Annotated in this window: 21 protein-coding genes; 1 reads left to right on the top strand and 20 read right to left on the bottom strand. The window is 47.9% G+C overall.

The window, feature by feature from the left end:
• From B9D94_RS12745 to B9D94_RS12695, 11 genes are all read right to left on the bottom strand, one after another.
• Positions 1-2,277, bottom strand: coding sequence for an FAD-dependent oxidoreductase (locus B9D94_RS12745; RefSeq protein ID WP_148247172.1), 2,277 nt, complete (start codon positions 2,275-2,277; stop codon positions 1-3).
• Between the two features lie 18 nt (positions 2,278-2,295).
• Positions 2,296-3,126 (bottom strand): carbohydrate ABC transporter permease, encoded by an 831-nt coding sequence (locus tag B9D94_RS12740; protein ID WP_148247171.1) that lies wholly within the window; start codon positions 3,124-3,126, stop codon positions 2,296-2,298.
• A 15-nt stretch (positions 3,127-3,141) separates the two neighbouring features.
• On the bottom strand, positions 3,142-4,026 hold the full coding sequence (locus tag B9D94_RS12735; protein WP_036637654.1) for a carbohydrate ABC transporter permease: 885 nt from the start codon (positions 4,024-4,026) through the stop codon (positions 3,142-3,144).
• A gap of 106 nt (positions 4,027-4,132) precedes the next feature.
• Positions 4,133-5,464: an ABC transporter substrate-binding protein gene (locus B9D94_RS12730; RefSeq protein WP_253806149.1), complete on the bottom strand. Its 1,332-nt coding sequence runs from the start codon at positions 5,462-5,464 to the stop codon at positions 4,133-4,135.
• A 94-nt stretch (positions 5,465-5,558) separates the two neighbouring features.
• On the bottom strand, positions 5,559-6,326 hold the full coding sequence (locus tag B9D94_RS12725; RefSeq protein ID WP_148247170.1) for a response regulator transcription factor: 768 nt from the start codon (positions 6,324-6,326) through the stop codon (positions 5,559-5,561).
• A complete protein-coding gene (locus B9D94_RS12720; protein ID WP_148247169.1) occupies positions 6,304-8,115 on the bottom strand; it encodes a cache domain-containing sensor histidine kinase in 1,812 nt (603 codons plus the stop codon). The genes B9D94_RS12725 and B9D94_RS12720 overlap by 23 nt, the downstream gene beginning before the upstream one ends.
• Before the next feature lie 396 nt (positions 8,116-8,511).
• Positions 8,512-9,498, bottom strand: coding sequence for a S41 family peptidase (locus B9D94_RS12715; protein WP_172963940.1), 987 nt, complete (start codon positions 9,496-9,498; stop codon positions 8,512-8,514).
• A gap of 56 nt (positions 9,499-9,554) precedes the next feature.
• Entirely contained in the window at positions 9,555-10,097 is a 543-nt protein-coding gene (locus B9D94_RS12710) for a GNAT family N-acetyltransferase (RefSeq protein ID WP_148247167.1), read from the bottom strand.
• Positions 10,098-10,306: 209 nt separating this feature from the next.
• Positions 10,307-11,146, bottom strand: coding sequence for a formylglycine-generating enzyme family protein (locus B9D94_RS12705; RefSeq protein WP_148247166.1), 840 nt, complete (start codon positions 11,144-11,146; stop codon positions 10,307-10,309).
• Positions 11,147-11,159: 13 nt separating this feature from the next.
• Positions 11,160-11,360 carry a hypothetical protein gene (locus B9D94_RS12700; protein WP_148247165.1) on the bottom strand — a complete coding sequence of 67 codons (201 nt, stop codon included), beginning with the start codon at positions 11,358-11,360 and terminating at the stop codon, positions 11,160-11,162.
• Positions 11,361-11,436: 76 nt separating this feature from the next.
• The gene (locus B9D94_RS12695; protein ID WP_036637641.1) at positions 11,437-12,072 is read right to left on the bottom strand and encodes a glycoside hydrolase family 11 protein; all 636 of its coding nucleotides are present in this window, start codon (positions 12,070-12,072) and stop codon (positions 11,437-11,439) included.
• Between the two features lie 409 nt (positions 12,073-12,481).
• Between B9D94_RS12695 and B9D94_RS12690 the strand changes: the two genes are divergently transcribed.
• A complete protein-coding gene (locus B9D94_RS12690) occupies positions 12,482-13,945 on the top strand; it encodes a chitinase (RefSeq protein ID WP_148248773.1) in 1,464 nt (487 codons plus the stop codon).
• A 210-nt stretch (positions 13,946-14,155) separates the two neighbouring features.
• Here B9D94_RS12690 and B9D94_RS12685 read toward each other — a convergent pair whose 3' ends face one another.
• The 9 genes from B9D94_RS12685 to B9D94_RS12645 form a co-directional block, all read right to left on the bottom strand.
• Positions 14,156-14,866, bottom strand: a complete 711-nt coding sequence (locus B9D94_RS12685; RefSeq protein WP_006210473.1) for a lipase family protein — start codon at positions 14,864-14,866, stop codon at positions 14,156-14,158.
• 194 nt (positions 14,867-15,060) lie between these two features.
• Positions 15,061-16,368 (bottom strand): CehA/McbA family metallohydrolase, encoded by a 1,308-nt coding sequence (locus B9D94_RS12680; RefSeq protein WP_148247164.1) that lies wholly within the window; start codon positions 16,366-16,368, stop codon positions 15,061-15,063.
• A gap of 23 nt (positions 16,369-16,391) precedes the next feature.
• On the bottom strand, positions 16,392-17,258 hold the full coding sequence (locus B9D94_RS12675; protein WP_036637634.1) for a carbohydrate ABC transporter permease: 867 nt from the start codon (positions 17,256-17,258) through the stop codon (positions 16,392-16,394).
• A gap of 8 nt (positions 17,259-17,266) precedes the next feature.
• Complete coding sequence (locus B9D94_RS12670; protein ID WP_253806148.1) at positions 17,267-18,145, bottom strand: ABC transporter permease subunit; 879 nt, start codon at positions 18,143-18,145, stop codon at positions 17,267-17,269.
• A 62-nt stretch (positions 18,146-18,207) separates the two neighbouring features.
• Positions 18,208-19,629: an extracellular solute-binding protein gene (locus tag B9D94_RS12665; RefSeq protein ID WP_006210477.1), complete on the bottom strand. Its 1,422-nt coding sequence runs from the start codon at positions 19,627-19,629 to the stop codon at positions 18,208-18,210.
• A gap of 29 nt (positions 19,630-19,658) precedes the next feature.
• Positions 19,659-20,663 carry a LacI family DNA-binding transcriptional regulator gene (locus tag B9D94_RS12660; protein ID WP_006210478.1) on the bottom strand — a complete coding sequence of 335 codons (1,005 nt, stop codon included), beginning with the start codon at positions 20,661-20,663 and terminating at the stop codon, positions 19,659-19,661.
• Positions 20,664-20,907: 244 nt separating this feature from the next.
• Entirely contained in the window at positions 20,908-21,501 is a 594-nt protein-coding gene (locus B9D94_RS12655) for a GNAT family N-acetyltransferase (protein WP_148247162.1), read from the bottom strand.
• Complete coding sequence (locus B9D94_RS12650; RefSeq protein WP_036637630.1) at positions 21,498-22,118, bottom strand: TetR/AcrR family transcriptional regulator; 621 nt, start codon at positions 22,116-22,118, stop codon at positions 21,498-21,500. The genes B9D94_RS12655 and B9D94_RS12650 overlap by 4 nt, the downstream gene beginning before the upstream one ends.
• 103 nt (positions 22,119-22,221) lie before the next feature.
• Positions 22,222-23,586, bottom strand: coding sequence for an MATE family efflux transporter (locus B9D94_RS12645; protein ID WP_148247161.1), 1,365 nt, complete (start codon positions 23,584-23,586; stop codon positions 22,222-22,224).
• Positions 23,587-23,789: the final 203 nt, after the last annotated feature.

Below are 23,789 nucleotides of genomic sequence, written 5' to 3'. Positions count from 1 at the left end.
TTACGAGGTCTTCATTTCGATACTATGAACCTCATATATTCGAATCTCGATTACTTCTGCTCGTTCACTGCCGTTCGTTTCCTTGATGACGACCCTGATTCGGTTCGATGGTATCGGCTCCTCAAATCGATGGATCTTTTTGCGTGTACGATTATGGTTATCACCGGCAACCGTTACCCACTCCCCATCCATATATGCCTGCAGCTCATATGCCTTAACCAGCTCCGGAATGATCAGGAACGGCGTCTCGTGATGATGCAGATTGATCAAATCCTCATTGACGTCATCATTGAAGGTAAGATGGATCTCCCGGATATCCGCTCGTTCTGGGAGCTCAACTTCCACCCATTCTACCCGGCCGTTTACGAGGGGCTCCGATACCCACATCTGCGGACCTCCATAAGGACGAACATAACCGCTAACCACTTTGTCAGCCGAATAAGCGCTGGTCTCAACCGCAAAACAGAACGGCTTGCGGACAAGGCCTCTCATCGACCATTCGATCACCAGCTGATCCGGCTGATGGTCCTCCAGATCGGAGCTGACTACCGGCTTGGCCCCGCGTTCGAATGCGAGCACGCCGGTGAGGGGTGCCTCAGATGTAAAGAGACTTGCTACCTCATTGGCGCGGACAATAACAAATCCATTGCACGGTTTATCGCCAAACAGCATCCGGTCCGCCGGAATATCCAGCCACTGCTTCTCACCGGCAGCAACCTCAATGATCAAAGTCTGCCTGTGATTTGCAGGCACATAGTTCTCATCGCGTCCCGTATCCCACAGCTCGATGTTCAACTGCGAGGGTTCCCTGGCGGTAACCAGGATACGGAGTCCTTCAACCTCTCCATCAGCCGGGAACAACAATCCAACGTCCGATATGAGTCGATACTCTTGAGCAGCGTTATCGAGCCGTATGCCCTTCATTGTGCTCGACGCGCTGACAACTCCTTTCTTTGCCAAGTCATGAACATCCTCATTACGCAGACCGATGATCGAAGCATCGGTGCGCAGCATCGTTTGCTGGAGCTCAGACAGGTGCCGCTCCCGCAATTCGCGCGGCGTGATCCTTTTCATAACGGACAATGCGGCACCAACGCCGGCTGCTTCGCCCATCACCGCACAGGTCGCCATGACGCGCGTCGTTCCGAAGGCCACATGTGTTGCACTAATATTCCGTCCGGCGAACAGCAGATTGCTTACGTTCCTCGAGTAAAGCGAACCGAATGGAATATGATAAATGCCGTCCATATGCAAATGCTTCGAGCCGCTTTCAGTTGCATACATCCCTTGCGGCGGATGAAGATCGATAGACCACCCGCCAAAAGCTACCCTATCTTCGAACGAACGCTGCGCAATAACATCGTTCTGCGTCAATATGGAATCCCCCAGAAAACGGCGGTATTCGCGTTTACCCGGAATCGATCCTACCCATTCCAAGGTCATATGATCGGCTTCAAACTCCCCCGAGTTCTTGATATAGTCCCATATGCCGTAAATGACTGACCATAACTCATCCCGGATCCGCTCGTTCTCATGGACCGTATCCAGCTCGCCTCCCCATTCAATCCACCAATAATGACAGCCGGAGTCACCGCTTCGAATGACGCGTTTGATCGGAATCGACGTTGTGGTAATATCTTTTGCAAAAGACGGGGCCACGAAACGCACGGGTTTCTCCGTTTCTTTAGTATAGAACAGCAAGGTGCTGCCGAGCGTGATGTCGTCAGCCACTTCCGGGGCCCAATCCTCTAAGAACTCGTGCCTGGCTTCACGCCCGATGCGGTATGCTGCTCCTGCAAGAAAACCAATGAGTCCGTCGCCTGTACAGTCGAGAAAAATCTCGCTTTCGAACGTAATTTCGCGCTCCGATCCCATCATCCAGCCTGTGACGCTGCGAATCACCCGGTTATCCAGTTCTCCGACAGCTTCAACCTCTCTTACATCCGTATTCAGGAACAGCGTGAGGTTCGGCTCGGCTCTGACGGCATCCAACAACGTGACATCCCATAAATAGGGATTGCCTTCCGGGTTACGATATTGGTTTTCTATAAACAGTTCTCCCATGATGCCGGTCTCCCTGGCATAACGGTTCACTCCGTGCCCGGTTGCCCCGCATACCCATACGCGTACCTCGGAGCTGGAGTTGCCGCCAAGCACAGGGCGATTATGGACAAGCGCAACCTTTTGCCCCAGTCTTGCTGCTGCAATTGCGGCGCTAATTCCGGCCAGACCTCCTCCAATGACGGTTATATGCGAATTTACTGTCTCTTGTCTCAATGTATGAACCTCCTTCGATTAGCCTTTAACTGCCGAACTCGATATACCTTGGATGATATATTTCTGTCCTATCAGGAATATTAGAATCATAGGAACGATTGCCGCTGAAGAAGCAGCCATCATGCCATTATAGTCAACGTTGTTTTCCAGAACGAAATTTTGCAGGCCAAGCGGAATCGTATAGAGCTCCGGACTTGTCAGAAACACGAGCGCATTCTCATAATCATTCCATTGCCAGGAGAAGTCGATAATGGCAAACGTCGCAATCGCTGGCTTGGCTAACGGAAGAATCAGCTTGAAGAATATCCGAAAATGGCCGGCTCCGTCCAAAAACGCGGATTCGGTAATCTCCTTCGGTATTCCGAGGAAAAACTGGCGAAGCATGAAGACTCCGAATATCGAGAACATGGCGGGCAGGATGAGCGCCCAATGGGTGTTGTAAATATGAAGCCAGTTAAACATAATGAACTTCGGAACGAATACGACTTGAGGGGGAATCATCATCATGGACAAATACACCATGAACAATGTATCCCGGCCTTTGAATTCCGTACGCGCGAAGCCGTAGGCCGCAAGGGCTGACATGAATACGGCGCCAACCGTGCCGATAACAGCGATTTTAATCGAATTCCAGTAATAAGGAAGAAAATTATAGTTCCCAGACCATATTCGGATATGGTTACTCCAGTCGAGCCTGGAAGGAAGCCATTGCCGAAAAACTTCGCTCGGCGTTTGGAACGAGGTGCTGAGCATCCATAGGAAAGGGACAATCATAAAGAATCCGGCAATCAACATAAGAGTTGTCGTGACAAAAAGCTTAATGGAGAGGTTCTTTTTGATTTCAATCATACTGCCTGCTCCTCTCTAGTAATGAACCCAGCGTTTTTGGCCTACCCACTGGATGATGGTAATTACGAGAATAACCGCGAACAGAAACCAGGATATCGTTGACGCATAACCCATCTCATAGTAGCTGAATGCCGTTTTGTAGACGAATAAGGACAGGATTGTCGTGCTTCCGCTTGGTCCGCCGCCCGTTATGGCTTGAATCAGTGAGAAGGATTTGACCGTCATGATCAGTCCTGTAACCAACAGCATAAACGTTGTCGGACTAACGAGCGGCCATACGATCTTCCACGTAATCGTCGACGCGCCAGCTCCATCGATTCGCGCCGCCTCCAGCTGCTCGGTGGAGATTTCCTGCAGCGCCGCAAGGTAAATAATCATATTGTAGCCAAGCATGAACCAGATTTGTACAACGTTGATCGCATACATCGCTGAGCCTGAATCCGCAAACCATCCTGGAGGAGAGGCGACACCGATCCAACGCAGTACTTCATTGATCGGTCCCTGCGACGGCTGGAACAACAGCATCCAGACAAAAGCAACAGCAACGCCGCTAGAGATATACGGAAGGAAAAACATACCCCTGAGCAATCCCTTCAAATACACACTGCGGTTAAGCACAAGCGCTACAAGGAATGCCAGTCCCAGTGAAACCGGAACGGATAACAGGAAAATCACAGTATATTTGATCGAGGCATAGAATTGATCATCACCAAAAAGGCGTTTGATATTATCCAATCCCGTGAACGTCCAGTTCGGATTGGCAAATTGATAGTCGGTGAACATCATAAAGAAGGAAAACAGGGCAGGCAGAATGAAAAATGCCAGAATCCCCAGCATATTAGGCAGAATAAAGGCATAGCCAACCCAGCCCTGTTTCCGAATCCAGCTGTTCTTTTTCACAGAAAACACCGCCTTTCTTCTTGTTTAGAGCTTTCTAGATACAACAAAGAGAGAAGAAGGAAGCGGAAGATCCTTCTTCTCTCTTAAGGGTATTGACCATATGCGATTACTTGATATAGTCCTGGTGGCGTTTGGTCATATTTGTAAGTGTTGTATCGATATCCTGCTCATTTAGGAAGTATTTCTCATATTCTTCCTTGCGGGCATCCAGCGCTTGCTGCGGAACATTCAGCTGGAACGACGGGAACTGACCGAACACCACGTTATTCAGCGATGCTGTATCGTAACTATCCTCATTCCCCTTGAGTAGCAGCTCCATCGCCTGTTGGTTATCCACACTCTTCGAGGATGGAATCCGACCACCGCTAGCCATTGGCAGCATGCCGCCATCGGCATACCATTTCGCGAACTTCCATGCCGCATCCTGATTTTTGGATTTGGCATTGACGGAGAGCATATCACCGAGTCCGCCAGCATATTTATAATCCTTCTGATCAGCGGTTACTTTCGGAATCGTTGCAAAAGCGATCTTGAAATCATGTGGAAATTCCTTCTGATTGTTGGCATTGCGGAAAATAAATTCCCCTGCGGCCAGCATGGCTGCCTCGCCTTTTAAGAAATTTGTATCTACCGGCATTTTGCTAGTTACTTGTTCGCCGTACTCCGGTGTCGATTTGTCCACGAACATCATATCATGCACGGTTTGAAGCTGCTGCTTCCAAAGATCGTTATCAAAGTTGGATGTGCCATCCGGCTTCGTTACGCCAAGACCGGCAATAGTGCCATCAATTGTAGCGGTAAAGGCGGCGTCATGCTGCATAAGGCCATACACATTCTCTTTTGTTAATTTCTTCGCGTATTCTCTCAGATCGTCCCATGTCCAGTCGACGGAAGGAACCGGAAGTCCTGCTTCATCAAGCATGTTTTTGTTAAGCCAGATGAACAGCATGTTTTTCTTTGTAGGAATCCCGTAGTATTTATCGCCGATTTTCCATTGAGCAGCATCCGGGCCCATTTGCTCATCGATGTTGTAATCCGTTTTGCTGCTGAGGTCCAAAGCGACCCCTGCGTCAACGCGTTTTTGCAGGCGGTTAATCGTATAGTTGATGAACAAGTCTGCATCCTGGGCCGTGATGAGTGCCGTATCCAGCTTCAGGTTACCCGGATCATCATTTACGTAGCGGACGTATTCCACCTGAATGTCCGGATTTTCTTTATTCCAGTTGTCAATCACCTCTTGAGGACCTGCTTCAGCAGGAACCGCTCCCCAAAGCTTGAGGTTGATTTTTTCACCCGAACCGCCTGCTGAAGCTTCACTTGCCGATCCTGCATTCGCCCCTTCATTGCTGCTACTGCTGTTAATGCCTCCACATGCGCTGAGCATCGAAGCTGCCAGAGTGGTCATTAGAACTAACTTCAACCATTTTCTCCGTTTCACTCGTGGTCCCCCTCATCAAAATGATAAGCTTATTGCCTACGTCTTTAACTTTATCACCTGCCTGGCATTGGGGGTATGAACGGCGTTTGGATATTCATAGAACGAATTTTTGTTCTTTCCGGTATTCGTTTGGGGTCACACCGCACCAGCGCTTGAATATTTTGATGAAATAATTGTCGTTCTCAAAGCCTACCATTCTGCCGATTTCGCTAACCGTTTTCTCGGTTTCGGTCAGCAGCATTTTCGCCGCTTGAACGCGGCGGTTCTGGATAAAGTGCGTCAGCGTGGTGCCGGTCTTCTTCTTGAATAAATCACTGACATAACTGGCATCCATGCGGACAAATTCAGCCAATCTCTTTAATGTCACTCCCTCGGCAAAATGCTCTTCAATGTAGTTGATCATTCGGTTCAGCTCCGGGTGGTCCGTCGGTTCTTGGGCAGTCCTGTCCGGGAACCATTTATCTGCCAGGCGAAGCTTGTCCATTCTCGTCAGCTCTGCAGCCACTTTGTCCATGGCTTGCTTGAGTCCCTTCAAATCCAGAGAAAGCTTCATCAAATAGCCAGAAGCCCCGTACTCCACCGCTTGCCTGGCATACTCGAACTCACTTACTGCCGTCAGCATGACAAACCGGCACTGGAAACCTTCCTCCCTCGTCAGCTGCAATAATCGGACGCCATCCATTCGCGGCATAAAAATGTCGGAGATGACAACATCGGGCTGCAGCTCCCGAATCAATTGCAGACCCTCCTCACCGTTTACCGCTTCACCTACAATTTCGAACGGAATATCCGCCTTTACAAACAATTTGCGTAAGCTTGCTCTCGCGTACTGTTCATCTTCAACGATCAGCGTGCGCCACATGCGCGCTCCCCTCCTTCAAATAGGGTTTGGATAGCAATAACGGGAAATGCATGACAACCTTGGTTCCTTCGTCCGTCGACTCGATCAGAAGTCCTGTCGGCTGGTTCTTAAACATAAGCTCCAGGCTTTCCCGAAGATTTTGGAGGCCAATGCTTTTTCGTTTCCGGTTGGACTGATTCTCCTGCGATCGCTTAATCCCCATGCCATTATCCACAACTTCCAAATAAAGCAGCGAATTGCGGCTTGATGCACAAATGACGATTTGCCCCTCATGATGGGATTGTCCAAACCCATGGAGCAGCGAATTTTCTACCAGCGGCTGCAGGCAAAATTTTGGAATCAGCGCATACTCCAGATCCTCGCTTACTTCATACTGAATCTCGATGCCGTGCCCGAATCGTTTCCGCTGGATATCCATATAGGATTCGACCAGTACAATTTCGTCCTTCAGAAGAATGAGGTCAACCTCCAAATTCAGCGTCGTTTCCAATATGTTGCCAAGCGCAACACAAATCTCGTAAATCTCATCTTCATCCTTATCCAGCGCGATACTCTTGATGGTGTTCAGCGTGTTCAGCAGAAAATGAGGATTCATCTGACTGAGCAGCACCTGAAACCGGACAAATTGCTTTTGACGCTCCTCAAGCTTTAACCGCTCCAACAGATTATTAATGTCTGCAATCATGTAATTGAAGCTTCGGGTCAACGCCAGTAATTCACCCCGACCCTGTTCCGGAAGCTTGGTCTTCAAATTCAATTTTACGGTGGTCTCCATTTTTCGCTGAAGCAGCTTCAAAGGCCCGGTGACCGTTGAAGAAATGAGGTAAGTCAAGAGTACAAACAGCAGCAGGATAGCCCCATAAACGGTATAAAACCTCTGCTTCTGTTTGTTCACTTCTTCAAACAACAAGGACAGCGGCACCTTCTTCACGAGATAACCGTCCAGCTCTTGAATCTTGCTGTAGGTATACATCGTATGATTGTTCACAATGGATTGGGAGGAGGAATCCGCTCCCGCGCTCTGACTGGCTGCTGCAATAGTAGATGACACGGTAGACGGCACGTCCTCTTCCGAATCCGATTGAAGCAGCGTATGTCCGTTTGCATCCAGCAGGAAATAGGCGCCTTCCCCATGTCTGCCGAATGTTTTTTCCTCGAACCAGCCCTCATAATCGATACTAAAACGTCCGTAAGCAAATGGCTTCAATCCATCGTCACGCAGCAATGCGTAAAGGCTCAGCATCCGAATGCCCTGCCTCTCTCGGACCTCCGTCGTGTGATCATCGGATGCCCAGATGTAACGCTGTCCCCCTGCCCTTTTCAGCTCCTGCACCCAGGGCTCGGAGCTCATGGCGGCATAATTCAGGGAGCTCACCGGTGTATACGAGGTGTAAGCGTTTCCTTTTAAATCGATTAAAGTGTAGAAAACCGTAGCTCCTGTTAGGAAAAAGCTGTTTTCAATACCTGCAAATTTATTTTCAACGATTCGTTTTCGATGGATAGCATCATATAATTCCGGCTGCTGCATGACTTGGCGGAGGACGGAATCCTGTTCCAGCAGCATCCCGGTTTTCATCACAAGGCTCATCAAATCGATAAGATCGTATTTGATGCCTTCGAGCTGCTTGATGTTGCTGTCCGAAGCATTCCGCTGGAGTATCGTTTCCGTTTCCCGGAAGTTGTAGAGGAATAACAGCGCAATCGGCGCGAGGAGAAACAACAGAAAGGAAAACAAGATTCGGTGTTTAAAGGTTTCAGGCGTTATTCGTCGTAACCATCTGGTCAACATGATTATGGCTCAGCCCTCCAATCGGTGTGTATCTCCCAATTTACTTGAGGTTACACTTGATCGCAACCCTAATTTTTTTAAGCTCAAACGAACAGATCTTGAAGAAACGTAAACCAGACCTTGATAGAGTCTGGTTTACGCTTTTGAATCGGCATTTCTATGGATCTATACTTGTCATGTATGTATTAGGCAATCCCAAATCCTCATATAATACTGCGCCTGTACGGTGTGCCGTATGAACGCGACTAGATCCGTCACGCGAACGAATCAGTGCAACACGCTTTAAAACAAAAAAAGCCGCGAATTCCGCGACTTTATCCTCATATCCCATGCTGCGTTCCTTAGCCGAACAATTGGAGCATAGGTTTTTATCATATCCGGCTGATCATTCATTTCCTACAGCTGCTTCAATTGGTTCTCGGCTTCCTTTACTATAAATCCATATTCGTTTCTGTCCTGATATAAAGATATTACGTGTTTAAGAGCAAGTTTATACGCCGTTTCATATGCCTCATGTTGAGTTGTCTCAACGTCCGGCGTCACGCCTATTCCCTCCCAATTGGTTTGGGTAACGGGATTAATCGCTCGTCCATCCGGGATAAATATACCAAAGTGTTTCGTTAATTGATGAACGGCTCCAGGATTGGCTCCTCCTGCGGTAACTTCTCCAATGATGGTTGCCCGCTTTAAGTTTTTCAGATTATATGTAAACTCTTCCGCAGCAGAGAATGTTCTGTGGCTCGTTAATACATAAACAGGTTTGGTTCCATACCGCTTTCCGGGCACATACGATAACGTCCAAGACTGACTTATAACATCGTTTGCCCGCGAATAAAAACTGTTTAAGTGAAAAGGTTCGGAATCAAACAAATAACTTGTGATAAAGGCAACCATCGATGGGCTCCCGCCACCGTTATTCCGTAAATCAAAGATAAGCGCGTCCGTGTTAGCCACCAAATTCATTGCATTTACTGCAGCCTCGCCTGCAAATTCTGGATCGTGAAAACCTCGCAAATGGATATAACCAATGTTCCCCGCAAGACGTTCAATTCTATGAAAACCATAATTATCGAGCTTTGCATGCAGGAGATATTCCTCCCTTTGCTCCTTCTCACTAATCTTCATATCAACCGACTTCTCTTGTTCCGTGTATCGTAATTTCAAATGCTTATCTTTACTAATTTCCCGAAGGTCATATGTGACTTGTTCACAAAAAGCTTCTGCGTTTTTAATCGCTTCATATTCTTTTCCGACTAACTTATGCTCCAAGTAATTTCCCATTTCTTCAGCAACATCGGGAAACACATAATGATTATTTAACGCTTTGGCTAATGAATGGATTACCTCTTCATGAGCCCAACCCCTCATCTGGTTAGCTTCCACGATCATCATCCCCTCTAAATTATTGTTCAAAACGGACCCGTTGAAAAACAATTGATCTAACTGCTCTCGGAGGGATTGATAAGTGCAAGAACCTGATGATCCTCCCATACCCCGTTGATCTTCACGTTGCTTCGGGCTATGCCTTCTTTGTGGAACCCTGCATGCTCAAGCACGCGTATGGAGCCGGGATTCCGGGGAGAGGCCTCCCCTACGATCCGGTGAAACCGAAGCTCCTCGAAGGCATAGCGTACCACCTGTTTTACGGCTTCTGTCATATAACCCTTGCCGTTATGATTCTGGTCCAGGCTGTATCCGATCATACAGCTCTGAAGCGGGTCCCGTACCACGAAGGACAGCCCTATACTACCAATAATCCGGTCGTCCTCGGTGCGGCATATCACGAAGTCATATTTCCGGTCCTCCTCCCTGTCCGTCTTACTTTTCCTAATCATTTGGAGCTGATGCTCCTCTGTATAGAACGCTTCCGGGTTGCTTGGTGAGAAGTTCTCAAAAAAGACCCGATTGCGATTGTACATGTCTGTCAATTCTGCGGCGTCCGCTTCCTCCGGAAATCGGACATATACTTGCTGCTCTATCATCTGCACCATCCCCACCAACTCATAAAATGTAAGGAGATTATAGCACAGGATGGAAAGGGGCAGATATTGCGATTCGCAGGTAAAACAAAAAAAGCCGCGAATGGCGCGACTTCCCAGACCTATATGCTCTTGTCCAACGAGACTTCGCTGAGCTCGTTGTTCCCCTTATTCCTGGAGATAAAAGTGATGCTTTGTCTGCCTTGTTCCGACTATTCTCCGCGAACGACACGAAGGCCTTGATCAGGACCGAAGCCATTCGCATCAAACTTGCCTCGGAAGGATATCTCGTTGTTGCTGACGTCACCCATCCAACCGCCGCCCTTCACAAGCCGGTAGGAGCCGGTCCGGCTGTCCGAATCGCCATGCCACTCCCAGCACCATTCCCTTACGTTGCCAGACATATCGTAAATGCCTAACTCATTGGGTTTCCGGGTACCAATCGATTTGGTTTGATTGCGGTTGTTCTCTATGGCTGGCCAGTTCCAATTTCCGGTTAAGGGTTTGTTCCCGGCGTTTTTCCAATACCATGCGACCTCGTCGGCACTATTGCTGCCGCTGTATATGTAACCCTTGCTCGCCTGACCTCCGCCTGCAGCATATTCCCACTCCGCTTCGGTTGGCAATCGGTAACCGTTAGCCCCCTCATGGATCGTGACTATCCATTTTATATTATCGTTCTCATTGTTGTTATTCGGGTCCTTTTTGTTCTTGTCTATATTGTAAAACGGATTTAAACCCTCTTTTAGACTTCTTTGATTACAGTATTCCACAGCGTCATACCAGCTCACCATCTCTACAGGTAAATTGTCGCCTTTGAATCCCGAGGGATTACTGCCCATGACTTCGGCCCATTCTTTTTGGGTGACCTCATATTTGCCGATATAAAAATTCGATAGGGTCATGCCTTCTCCAGCGAAATTGGAGTTGTTATTCTTAAAAGTTCCGCCCTCCACGAATACAAGACCATTCTTCGATTCAGGTTTTTCTTCCGAACATGCGCTGATCACAACCACTGCTGCTATTAAAAGAAACATGAATAGCTTTCTCATTGACATATCTCCTTTAAGCCTGATAGGAAAAATGATAAACGATGATAGCCTGCTGCTCGGCTCCGGCAAGACATAGGCCGCTGTTCCCGTTAATTCCGCTAGCCCTGCCCAGCACAACGGGACCGATGGATACAACGGGAGGAGAACGGCCAATCGGCCGCCCTCCAATGTTGAAGTCCACTTTGGTATGACATAATTTATCCGCGTAATTCATTACCGGTAGCTTGAAACACCGAATGAGTAAGCGGTTTCAATTCTGATCGTTCGTTGTGTTGCCTTCAATGCACCCGTTACCATACCGTTACGTTGGAGCTGCCGCTGCTCTGATAGCCCTCTGTCGCTAACACCTGATAGGCCCAGCTGCTTCCCAGATTCATTCCTTTGCTAGCCCATGCATTCACATGATTGCTGAACGTAATACTTGAGTTGACACCGGTCGCTCTCTTCGATTGCCGAACACTCCAGTACTGGGCAAACGTTTGTGTCCCGTCAATGGAAGGAGCGTTGTATCTCATTGTCGTATAGATGTCATATGTGCCCCCATCACTCGTCACCGTGCCTTTATGTGTTCCCGTAGGCCGATACGTCCCCCAGCTGTCCACAACGTAATATTCGATGAGTGAGTTCCGGGTCCATCCGTAAAGGGTCAAATACCCATTGCCGGACGGCGCCCAGACACCGGCATTATAGTTAATTGTCCGGTTTGGAGATCCGGTATTCCAGCCTTTACCGACTACGAAATTCCCGGTATTTTGCCAGGTCACGCTGTAATTGCCGCCGGACCCATTAACGGCATTGACCGTACCGCCGCCATCCGTCCAATTTTGCCAGTAGTCCGTAGCTGCACTTGAGGTTGATGCAAACAAGCCAAAACTCATGGATGCTGCAAGAATGACCGTCATCAATTTCTTACTAAACCTAAACATAATCTACCTCCTCAGATTTTTGTCATTGCCTCATACGTCTGCATGTCGATTGGTTCGCTGTGCAGCACATCCCTTATCCTGTATGTTTTTTCCTTTACCTCCTTTCTAAGTAAATTATAGAATGATAGCGATTTCATAACACTTCACAAATTAAATATGTTACATCAATTATTTTGCAATTTGAAATATTCTGGGTTTAAATTGATTCTCCAGATCTATTGAGAATAATTAACATTTAAAGTAAATTATGCTTATCAAACCAAGAGCAATGATAAGCAGAGGAAATCGTTTCACGCCAATCACGCAAGCGCTTTCAATCACTAGTTTTCTATGAAGTTTTGAAAGGAGGCGATGCTGCTTTACGCAGGTAGACAAAATCTGATAAACGATTAGTGAGGAGGAATTAATGATGAGAAAGGGCATATTCGGGGCGCTGGGTAAATCCAAAATGATGCTGCCTCTATTGATTGTCGTAGCTATGATGATGAGCTTGTTCCCGCGCGAGGTTTCAGCAGCAGAACGGGGTGCATGGGCACCCAATGTGGCTTACGCCGTAAACGATACCGTCACTTACAGTGGAAAGACGTACAAGGCTATTCAGCCCCATACCTCATTGACAGGCTGGGAACCACCCAATGTTCCGGCATTGTGGCAGCAGGTTCAAGGCGGCGGAGGCTCCGATACGGTAGCTCCCACAGCTCCCGCGAACGTAACCGTGAGCGGAGTCACCTCCTCCAGCGTAACTTTGTCCTGGCAGGCCTCCACGGATAATGTAGGTGTGACAGGTTATGATGTATACCAAGGTACATCACTTGCAGTAACCGTAACCTCGAATACAGCGACAATCACCGGGCTCTCCGCCAAGACAACCTATTCTTTCAAGATCGTTGCCAAGGACGCTGCTGGAAACCTCTCTCCAGCCAGTACAACGGTGAGTGCAACAACAGCCGAGGGAACTCCTGGCGGTGTTGGCCAACTGCCGAAGCATATATTGACAGGATACTGGCAAAATTTTGTCAATGGTGCTACCAATGTGAAAGTGAGAAATATACCGGATCAGTACGATATCATTGTATTAGCCTTCGCAGAGATGGACCCTGCTAATCCCGGAGGTGTCACCTTTACGGTTAATTCTGCCCTATCCAATGCTCTCGGCGGGTACACAGAAGCTGAGCTGATCTCGGATATCCAGGCTAAACGTGCTCAAGGCAAGAAGGTTATTATATCTATTGGAGGAGAACTGGGGAACGTCAATCTTAATAATCCTTCGCCGAATATAACGAATTTTGTGAACAGCGTTTATGGGATCATCACGAAATTTGGACTGGATGGATTGGACGTTGACCTCGAGCATGGCTTGAATGTACCTAATTTAACCAATGCGATTCGTCAATTGAAGCAAAAAGTCGGGAATGATTTTGTATTGACGATGGCTCCGCAAACCATCGACATGCAGAATCCAAATACATCTTATAGCCAGCTTTATAACAATCTGAAGGATATAACGACCGTGGTGAACGTGCAGTACTATAATTCCGGATGCATGCTGGGTCGTGACGGAAAATGTTACAGCCAGGGAACCGTTGATTTCCTTACGGCTCTTTCGGACTTGACGCTGCAGTGGGTGTCTCCTTCCCAATTGGGATTGGGCGTGCCAGCTACCCCTTCAGCCGCAGGGGGAGGATATGTTTCCCCTACGGTTGTCAATAATGCACTGAATTGTCTTGCAACCGGAAACAGCTGCGGAAGTTATAAGCCAGTTGCTAAATACCCTGATATCCGAGGAGCGATGACATGGTCCATTAACTGGGATGCAACCACGAATTATACCCTTGCCAAGACAGTAAGACCATTCTTGAGCACACTCCCTTAATATCAGGGAGCTGCTTGCTGAGAGCCAGTCCAATCAATAACCAGCCTTAGTGCTGCCAGAACTAATATAAATTTCTTCACTGACTGCCACTAAAAGTCGCCGCTCTCTTCCGTTGACGGAAAGAAGCGGCGGCTTTTTGACTTGACTCCATTTTCGGATGCATTAGCCAGCCCTGTTGCTGGATCTCCAGCAAGGTATCTATTTTCACGCTCAACGGTCCGGGCAAATGTTATGGATTTGGGAGATCAGCTCTTCTGAATTGGTACGGAACGCTTGGTTCGAATCCGTCCAGGTTGAATTGAGAAAATACGAGGCATGAAATCGCCAGCCCTGATGATCCGGATTAAAATCCATCTGAATTTCGCGCCCCGGCTTCCCTCGGTACAACCTGGATCCTGGCTTACGCCAGCTGCCGATTTGGGTGATCCTGTCCGGGTTCTGTCCAGTAATATAGGTGAATCTTTCATTATATGGAATGTCCTTCACATAAAACTTGGGGCAGCCCACAGCAAATACCTGCACATGCTGAATATCGTGTTTGTCCTCCAAATAAAGTCCTGCCCGATAGGCAATTACACCTCCGGCGCTGTGTCCGATAAGGATCAGGCGATCTGCATCTGATGCATGCTGAAGAATGATTTGCGCTGCCTTGGTAACTCGCCGGGACTGATCGCGAGCCAGATCATAGCCAACCTGCGTAAGCTGCCGGGCCAGCAAACGCAAGGTTGAGGAGCCCTTGGTGCCGTTTGCCATACCGTAAGGAAAGATCATCACGATCTTAGCTTGCTGATAGCTTTTGGCAATCTCACTGGCAGCCGCTTCAAAATTATTCCGATACGTCAACACACCAGCAAAAAAGAAAACCACCGTGCGGCACTGTGTTGTGCATGCGCTATTGGAGGATACAAACGTCTCTGTCATTCCACAGTCCCCTTCTTGTCTATTAATCACATTCAGCGCACTCATGCTGTTGGAGAAGTATTACCCCTATGATAAACAAAACTTCAGTTCAGTTCAAAGGCAGCCTGGGACAACAACTCCTATCAGTAAAAACAAAAAAGCCGCGGTTCCCACGACTTCTCCAGGCTCTAAGCTCAAAATTTCGTCCTTCCCCATTAGTCCCGGACTATCACGTTGGTATTAAAATAGATCGGATTGGTCAATGCAGCCATCATCGTCCTTTCCACCTGTTGAAAATACCGCCAGATTTCGGCTCGCAGAAAGCGCCGTTCCTTAGCATCAAATCTAAGTGTCCTTTCCCCATCCGTTTCAGCAGCGATCTCCTCTTCAAAGCCTCGTTCGCTGTATAGCCGAACCAGATCACCGGCACGCAAACCATCCAATTGAACAACTACGTCTTGATCAGCCTGATCAAATGGCACTTCATCTCCAATTCCAAACTCGCCGCATTGGAGGTTGGCAAACGGCCCGTCAGGGGCATGAGTGATTACGACATGACCCTGAACAATGCCGTCCAGCACTCGCTCCACGGTTTTTTCCTCAGACCAGACCCATACACATGGCGTCGCATGCTTCACGTACGGACCCGGACGATGCACGTCGCTTCCGCCCACCGCTACCAGACGTTTGCCCTTGACGAGCTGCTCCTGCCACCAGGAAAGCGCGCGTCGGTTTCGTTCATCCCAGGGGCCGTTCCACACCTCCACCCCGTCGTGATCCACTTCGAAGTCCCATTCCCATGGGCAATGATCACAGTGTGTGTGATTTAATATTATTTTGGCCCCCCGCTCACGCGCAATCCGAAACTTCTCATGTACATCGGACATCTCTGTTACACGGAAATCATCCATGGGGCTCATAGCTCCGAGAAAATTGCTATGCCCGAAATTCGTTGTAAATTCCGTACCCGGAATCATCAGAACCGATGTTTCTCGGGGATACGCGAGGTTTTGACTGCTCGTATTGTGATCTGTCATCGCGATAAAATCGCATCCCAGACTCTCCATAATGGCTGCATTCTCTTCCAGTGTATAGGCACCATCGCTATGAACGCTGTGCGTGTGAAGGTCTCCCTTCAACCAGCGCGGTGTCTTGTGCATAAACTCAATGTCGATCGTTACCGTGCAGCCTTCTTCCGGTACCTTGTAGGCATTATGAAGTACAGCCCATTCGCCTGGGGCCAGTGCTCCCGGCAGATAACCCGGGGTCGCTTGGCTCTGTGCGATGTTAAATTCCTGACGCGCTCCCCCGCTCCAGCCTCTGACTCTGACGCTGTCCCGTACACCAAGATCAATCACCGCTGCGGATTCCCTGCCGTATGCTTCCACCTGATAGCGAACGTGGATTTCCTCAACCTGCTCCGGCATTTGGAACGGAACCTCAATGTACGTGCTTTGCTCCGAATGCTCAATATATCGCTTGAAAGTAGCAGAAGAACGCCGCTGCGCGTTTGAGTTTGCCATGTGTATCCCTCCTGATTCCTGCCTTATTCTTTATTTGCTCCAACAAACATCCCTTTAACAAAATACTTTTGCACATACGGGTAGATGATGATAAGCGGAAGCAGGGCAATGACAATGCCTGCCATCCTGACATTAGTTGTGATCATGAAATTGCTGGAGGTTGCATCGTTATCCACGATGAGTGATTTCAACGCAATTTGCAGCGTATATTTGGACGAGTCGTTAATATAAAGCACGGCCGGTGTAAATTGATTCCAGCGACTGACAAACTCGAACAGAGTGACCGTTGCCAGTCCCGCTCTGGCAAGAGGCAGATACATCGTAAAGAATATCCGATAATCGCCAGCTCCGTCGATCCGCGCTGATTCTGACATCTCATAAGGGACGCTTAAAAAGAAGTTTCGCATGAGCATTACGCTGAAGCCGGATACGAAACCCGAAAGAATCAGCGAACTCAGCGTGTTAAGGAGTCCCAAGTCCTTATTCACGATATACAAAGGAATCATAATGGCCTCGCTTGGAATCATCATGGTCAGAAGGATCGCGGATAACATCCACTTCTTTCCCGGAAGTCCTCTCTGGATCAGCACGTAACCTGCCATAGAGCTTAAGAAAACATGACAAACGGTACCTACTACAGTCACGATGACGTTATTCGTAAAAGGCAAATAGAGCTTCATGCGGCTCCATACCGTGGAGAAGCCCTCTACGCTGAATTCTTTGGGCCAGAGCACAATGCCTGGCTGCATGGAAGCAAAATTAGATGAAAATGCAAGCGCAAGCGTATTTAAAAACGGAATCACCATGGTCAATACGAGCAGAAGGAGAAACAAAATATTGATCGTATCAAAAATACGGCTCGGATAGCTTATTTTTTTCATTGATTTCATATATCGATTCACCCTTCATCGTAGCGGATAACCGCTCTCGTTGCGTACGTAAGCATGAATGTCGCCATAATTACGAGGAACCCTGCAGCCGTAGCTGGCCCGATACTAAACTCCAATATGCCTTTCTGATAGGTATACATCATAATCACGTCCACCTTGTTAGCGATGGCGCCATTACTCATCACGAATATTTGATCGAACATCCGCAGGATACCCAGTATATTCAACATGATGACCACTTTCATAGTGGATTTGAGCATCGGAAGCGTTACATAACGGACTTTCTGCCAGCGGCTGGCTCCGTCCATGCTTGCAGCCTCGTATAATGACGGATTGATGTTCACGATGGCAGCCAAGTACAGAATGCAGGTATACCCCATCTCCTTCCAACCTGAGGTCAGGATCATCACGGTACGGGCATAGCGGTCGGAAGACAGAAAGCCAACAGACTGACCGCCGAAGAGCTGAATGATCTGATTTACGATGCCCGTGTCCGGGGACAGCAGCAGAATCCACATGCCGCCTACAACAACCCAGGAGAACAAATGAGGTAAATAAACGATCATCTGGGTCATCTTTTTGAACCAGACCGAAGCCACTTCATTCAAGGAAAGCGCCAGGATCAGCGGTAAAATAAAGTTGATCACAAAAATTCCGCCGCCGATCACAAGAGTGTTCCTGGAAACATCCCCAAAAGCCGGATCCTTTAGTACACTTCCATAATTATCGAAACCGATAAACGGCCGGTCCCCGATGAGACGGTAATCCTGAAAGCTGATGACAAGTCCGCGCGCAAGTGGATAAAAGGAAAAAATCAGGAAATAAGCCAGGATTGGAAACATCATAAAATAGAGTGTTTTATACTTGAACACGGCTCTCACGTACATTCACCACCTTCATAATAAAATAAAGAGGGAGCAGAGTGCCGCCGCCCCCTCCTCTTCAAGCATTAATCGATAAACCCGCCTGCCTTGAGTTCTTCGCGCATTTGTTTCACTGCATCGGCAGCCGGCATTTCGCCCATGATAGCTTTGAAGGAATATTTATTGATAATCTTCTCAGCGTCCGACCAATGGGGAGGCGTTAATTCCAGTGATGCGTATTGATCAACGAGATCCTGCGCTTCCTGTACGCCTGGCAGTTTGCCAAAAGGCGCTTCGACGTTGCTGTTGTACCAGAATGGAACACCGTGGTCGGAAGCATGCTCTTTACCGATCTGGGTCAGTGCATACTTGCCGCTATTATCTACTGTGTAATCAATATCCTTGATACCTAAGCTTCCTAAAGTAATGCCTTCCTCGGAATGCCACCATTCAATAAATTCAAAGGCTGTTTTCGGATGCTCTGCATTGATTGGAACAACCCAAACATCCGGATCACCTCTGCGCAGCATGTGGTTGCCGTTTGAATCTGCCGCTCCCGGCAGGCCCTTCGCTTCAAATTTCGTAGTCGGATCTTGTTCATAACGCGTATTGTTCAGCATGCCTACCCAAGCGTCCCAGTACGTAATCATGCCGACGCGGTCGGTCAGGAACAGGTCGCGCATTTTACCTGTGTCGTTGGTGGCAAAGTTCGGGTCAAGAATCCCTTCTGTAAACAGCTTGTTCAGCCATTCATAAACCGGGATGGCCGCATCTGTAGAATACGGAACGTCCAGCTTGCCGTCCGCTGTTTCCACATATCGCTGTTTAAGGCCCGCTGCGCTGAAGAAGCCCTGCAATTCGTACATGCCTGCCGTGCTGAGTCCGTAGGTGTCTTTTTTGCCGTTGCCGTCCGGATCCTGTTCCGTGAAAGCCTTGAGGACCTTATAGTAATCATCAAGCGTTTCAGGTTCAGACAGATTCAGCTTGGTCAGCCAGTCTTTGCGAACGATCGGCATCGTACCTCCCTGATATTTGGTGAACACACCGTAAACCTGCCCATCCTTGGTCTTAACCTGCTCCCATTCCTTGGCGGGAATAACTTCAGTGTCTGATAGCACCTTGGAGCCATTCACTTGATCGGTCAACGGCATGAGGATGCCTTGATCAATAAAGGTGGACATTTTCTCTTTGCTGATCTGCAGCAGATCGAACTTTTCTCCGGAAGCGATAGCGGCAAGCAGCTTCTGATCGTAGTCGGAAGCCGGCTTGTTCATCGTTACCTTGATGCCGGTTAAACGTTCGATTTCCTGCTCGAACTGAATGTTTTCTTCCGGCGTTTTCCCACCGATGACACCTGTCATGATTTTGAGCGTGCGTTCCTCCCCATTCGATGATTCTTGAGATGCCGCACTGCTGCGGTTGTCCGAACTCGGAGAACAGCCTGCAAGTACACTTCCGAATAAAGTTACAACCATGATTGCGCTAAGAATCTTCTTTCCTGTTGCCAAGCTAACCACTCCTTATTCGTCATTTATGATCAACAAAAAACACTGCAGGATTCCCTTACAACCAGCTGCGCGGGGATGATGACTTGCCTGTGGACGCTGCTGTCGTTTATTTTCTCAATTAACAGCTTGGCAGCTTCATCTCCGAGCTTTTCTGCCGACAATTCGACCGACGTAAGCCTCGGGTTCATGTCTTGAGCTAAAATCGCATCATTGCTCAGCGCGATGACCGACAGCTGTTCCGGCACCTTGATATCAAGCTCTCTAGCAGCCCTCAGCACGCCAAGAGCCACTCTGTCCGTATCCGTAATGATGGCTGTATAGCTTAATTTCCCATAAGTATTCAAAATGGACATATAACCGTAATCCGTTCCGTTGGTATGGGCATAGTACATCACGCATTCATCCCGTAACGACAGGCCGTGCAGGCGATAGGCCTCCGACAAGCCCTGTCTCCGGTCCTGGGCCACCGTCATATCGGCTGCAGCATTCAGAAACAGTATCGATTCGTGGCCGTTTCGGAGCAAATAGTCTCCTACCTCATGGGCAGCTTCCGTATTGTTGTTATCCACGTAGCTGATCGATTCGTCATGCGGGTCAGGCCGTCCCACCAGTACGAGGTGAATTCCCATCTTACGGTACCGTTTAATCCGTGAATCATTCTTACGAGGGTTCAGCAGGATGACGCCATCAACGGGATCCTGGGAATACATAGTGGGATCCTCCTGCTCCGGCAGAGTGTCAAGCACCACCCTGTAGCCTTGCTTGGTGCATTCCTTGATGACACCGTTTATCATCTGAGTATCAAAGGCCGTCATCGTCCCGTCGGGAGGAAGGGGTATCTTGAGACCAATGCTCATCGTCCTTTTGATCGCGAGGCTTCGCGCCAGATGGTTAGGGAAATATCCCAGCTCTTGAGCTACTCTCAGTACCCGCTCCGTCACTTGTTGGCTGATCGGTCTTTTTTTGCTGAACACGCTGGATACGGTCCCCTTGGATACTCCTGCCATCTTGGCAACATCATCAATGGTAGCCATTACATTTGGTTCCTTCCTCTGCTGCGAATTCTGAATACTCTGCATAATCATTAAACCGGTTTAATGACCCTGCGTATTTGATTTTAAGTAAGAATAATTTAATAGAATCCATGTTTATGTTAATTGAAAATAAAATCTCTTAAATAAAAAAACACACGCTATGATCTGAATAAGCTAGATCATAGTGTGTGTTTGGCATACGGGGTGGTCTGAACGTAGAGTTGGCGAGAATTCGTTTTGGAGATTATTGGGTATGGATCAACGACACAAAGTAATTAATTCCTATTTTCTTAGCCTGCTTAACAGGTATTGGCTTTCGCTTGTATTCGTCAAAACCTAATTTATGATAGAGTTTCATGGCCGGAATATTGGTATCTGCGACTCCATCAATCAAATAAACTTGATAAGGTGTATGCTCAAGGATATGACATATCAGTTGTGAAGCAACACCTTGCCCTCTGAACTCAGCAGCCGTGCCTACAAATTCGATGGAACCTGCGCAAGGTGAAGGATGTCCGGGAGTCGTTTCAAATTCTTTTTTCAGGAAAATAGCGGCCATGCTGCCTTTGAAAAAGCCCAGATGTTTTCGAAGTTCCTTTTTATCAAGTTGAACCGAAAATGAGGCTCCATCCGTGCAGGCTGCCATTCCGATTACTTGTCCGTTGGATACAGCCACGTAGAATTGATCCAGAATGAACATATGGGCAAATGACGCTGCTATCTTCTTGGGATCCTTGGAGAAAAATCCTAGCCACTGTGTAAAGCCCTCGGCGAATGTTTCAGCTATTCCTTGCCTCACATCACACTCGGCTTGATCCGCTCTTACAATGGTAATCATGACACGTCCACTCCCTCTCTAAATAGAAACGCTGTGAGCACCGATGGTGAGGGCATCGCAAAACTATTCTTCAACAGCACCTTCATCTCAGCCAAGCCCTGAACCGATGCGTAAAAAAAGACTGCCATTTCGCGTGCATCGCCTGAGCGGAATTCTCCAAGATGCTGCCCCTTACGAATAAGTTGGGCCGTAGCATCAAGCAGTCTTGCATTGACCTGGAGAATCTCTTCATGTTGTTTGGAGGGTGTGCCAGCGCCTGCAAACATGGATTGATTGATCAGAATCAACAGATTGACTAGTTCCTCCCCATTCATGAAATCTGTGTAGATTTCGTCCACAAATCGCGCCATTAAGGTTTTGGGGGATAGATTGGATTCGAAATAGGCAATATTACGTTTCAATCCTTCGACGGCAAAGTCCACCAATTCGTGAAACAATTGATCCTTTGTTCTATAATGCCGATACAGAAGCCCAATACTGATGCCAGCCGTATCCGCAATATCTTGAACATTGGTCGATCCGAATCCTTGATGAACAAATAACTGCATTGCGGCAGCATGTATTTTCGCTCTAGTGGCATTGCGCATTTCTTCAAACTGTTCCTTCGTACGCGGCAATTGAACAGCTCCTTTTTATGAGTGAGTTTTTACTCATTATAAAACATAACAACCCGATTAACAATCCACAACTTTTAATGTGTTGGATATTGAATAAATCTCATTAGGAAGCATCCGATTGCACCGTTAAATTCTGCATCCATTTACCAGATCGATATCGAATATAACCGATTATAAATCGCACGACCTCCTCCAAGGAGAGGAAAAAATAAACCCAAAACAGCGGCTGCTTCCATACAAAAGACAGCATGAATCCGAGGGGTACCCCGACTAGCCATGTAGCCGTCGACTCCATGGCAAAAACGAATTTACTGTCACCGCCACTTTGCAGGATACCCCCTGCGATGATCATATTTGCAACCTTAACCCACATGAATGCAGCAAAAACCCATATGACATAAACGGACAGCTGTTTCACTTCCACCGAAACTTGGAATATTCTCGTATACATTGGAGCTAGGAGAACGACCACAATACCAAGTCCGAATGAAGTCACCAGGCCGACGCGAATGAGTTTTCTAGCGTAATTCATTGCCTGCGTATGATCACCTTCGCCAAGCTTGTTTCCAACCATTACACCTGCCGCCGCTCCTATACCCGACAATAAACCGATCATCAGCCCTTGAAGCGGGAACGTAATGGTCATGGCCGTCATCTCGGCCACACCCATTCGGCTATAAATAACAGCATAAACTGCCTCACCGAGCACCCATACCAACTCTGTCAGCACAAGCGGGTACATGGTGACAAGGAACTTTCTCGCTAGCGGCCTCGATGTGCGGAAGAGATGTTGGAATTCCACGGCCCCCGGAAGACGGAACCAGTATACGGCTCCAATAATGAGTAAACATTCCGCTAACCTGGCAATAACGGTTGCATATGCAGCGCCTGCGAGTCCAAGCTGCGGGAAACCGAAATGTCCGAAGATCAGCAAGTAATTAAGAATAATGTTAAGCATGACCGCGCATAAACTGACATACATCGGAAGCTTTACATGCCCTGTGCTGCGCAGAATTGCAGAGTATAACATCGTCAGCATGATTGGAACATAGCTAAGCGCTCCGATCTGCAGAAAGATGCCGCCTTCTCCTGTCACAAGCATATCTGTCGTAAACAAGGAGAGCAGCGGCTGCGGATTGAAAAAAACGATAATGGCAAACAGTATCGACAGTGATAATCCCAGATACAAGCTCAGTCCCAGCAAGTGTGAAATGCTCTTTGTATCCTTCTTCCCCCAGTACTGAGCAGTATAGATGGAAAGTGTGGCAGCAAGTCCAGCCAGAACGACGGAAATAACGCTGAAAATTTTGCTGGAGATTCCAACTGATGCGATGGCAATATCACCTAGCTGTCCTACCATGACTTGGTCTGTCATGTTTAGCAGAGCCATTATTAAGCTCTGCAGCGCAATGGGAATCGCTAATGTATATAGCGTCCTGTAGAATGATTTGTTTGCATGGTCACTCATGGATTTACCTCTTTCTACACTCAATTTTTGATGTATAAGTTAAATCTGAACGCAAAAAAAGCACAACCCCGGACGAAGCCAAGGTTGTACTTTTCAGTAGCATTGCCTGTATATTGCTATGAGTATAGCACCAGGATTTGGATATTACAAGATGGAGAAAATACGATTATCCGTGTAAGAAACAGATAGTAATCCATATCATT

It is taken from the genome of Paenibacillus sp. Cedars, from assembly GCF_003184205.1.
Lineage (GTDB): Bacteria > Bacillota > Bacilli > Paenibacillales > Paenibacillaceae > Paenibacillus_AQ > Paenibacillus_AQ glucanolyticus.
Note: the sequence above shows the minus strand (reverse complement) of the source record. Positions and strands in the feature narration are given on the sequence as shown.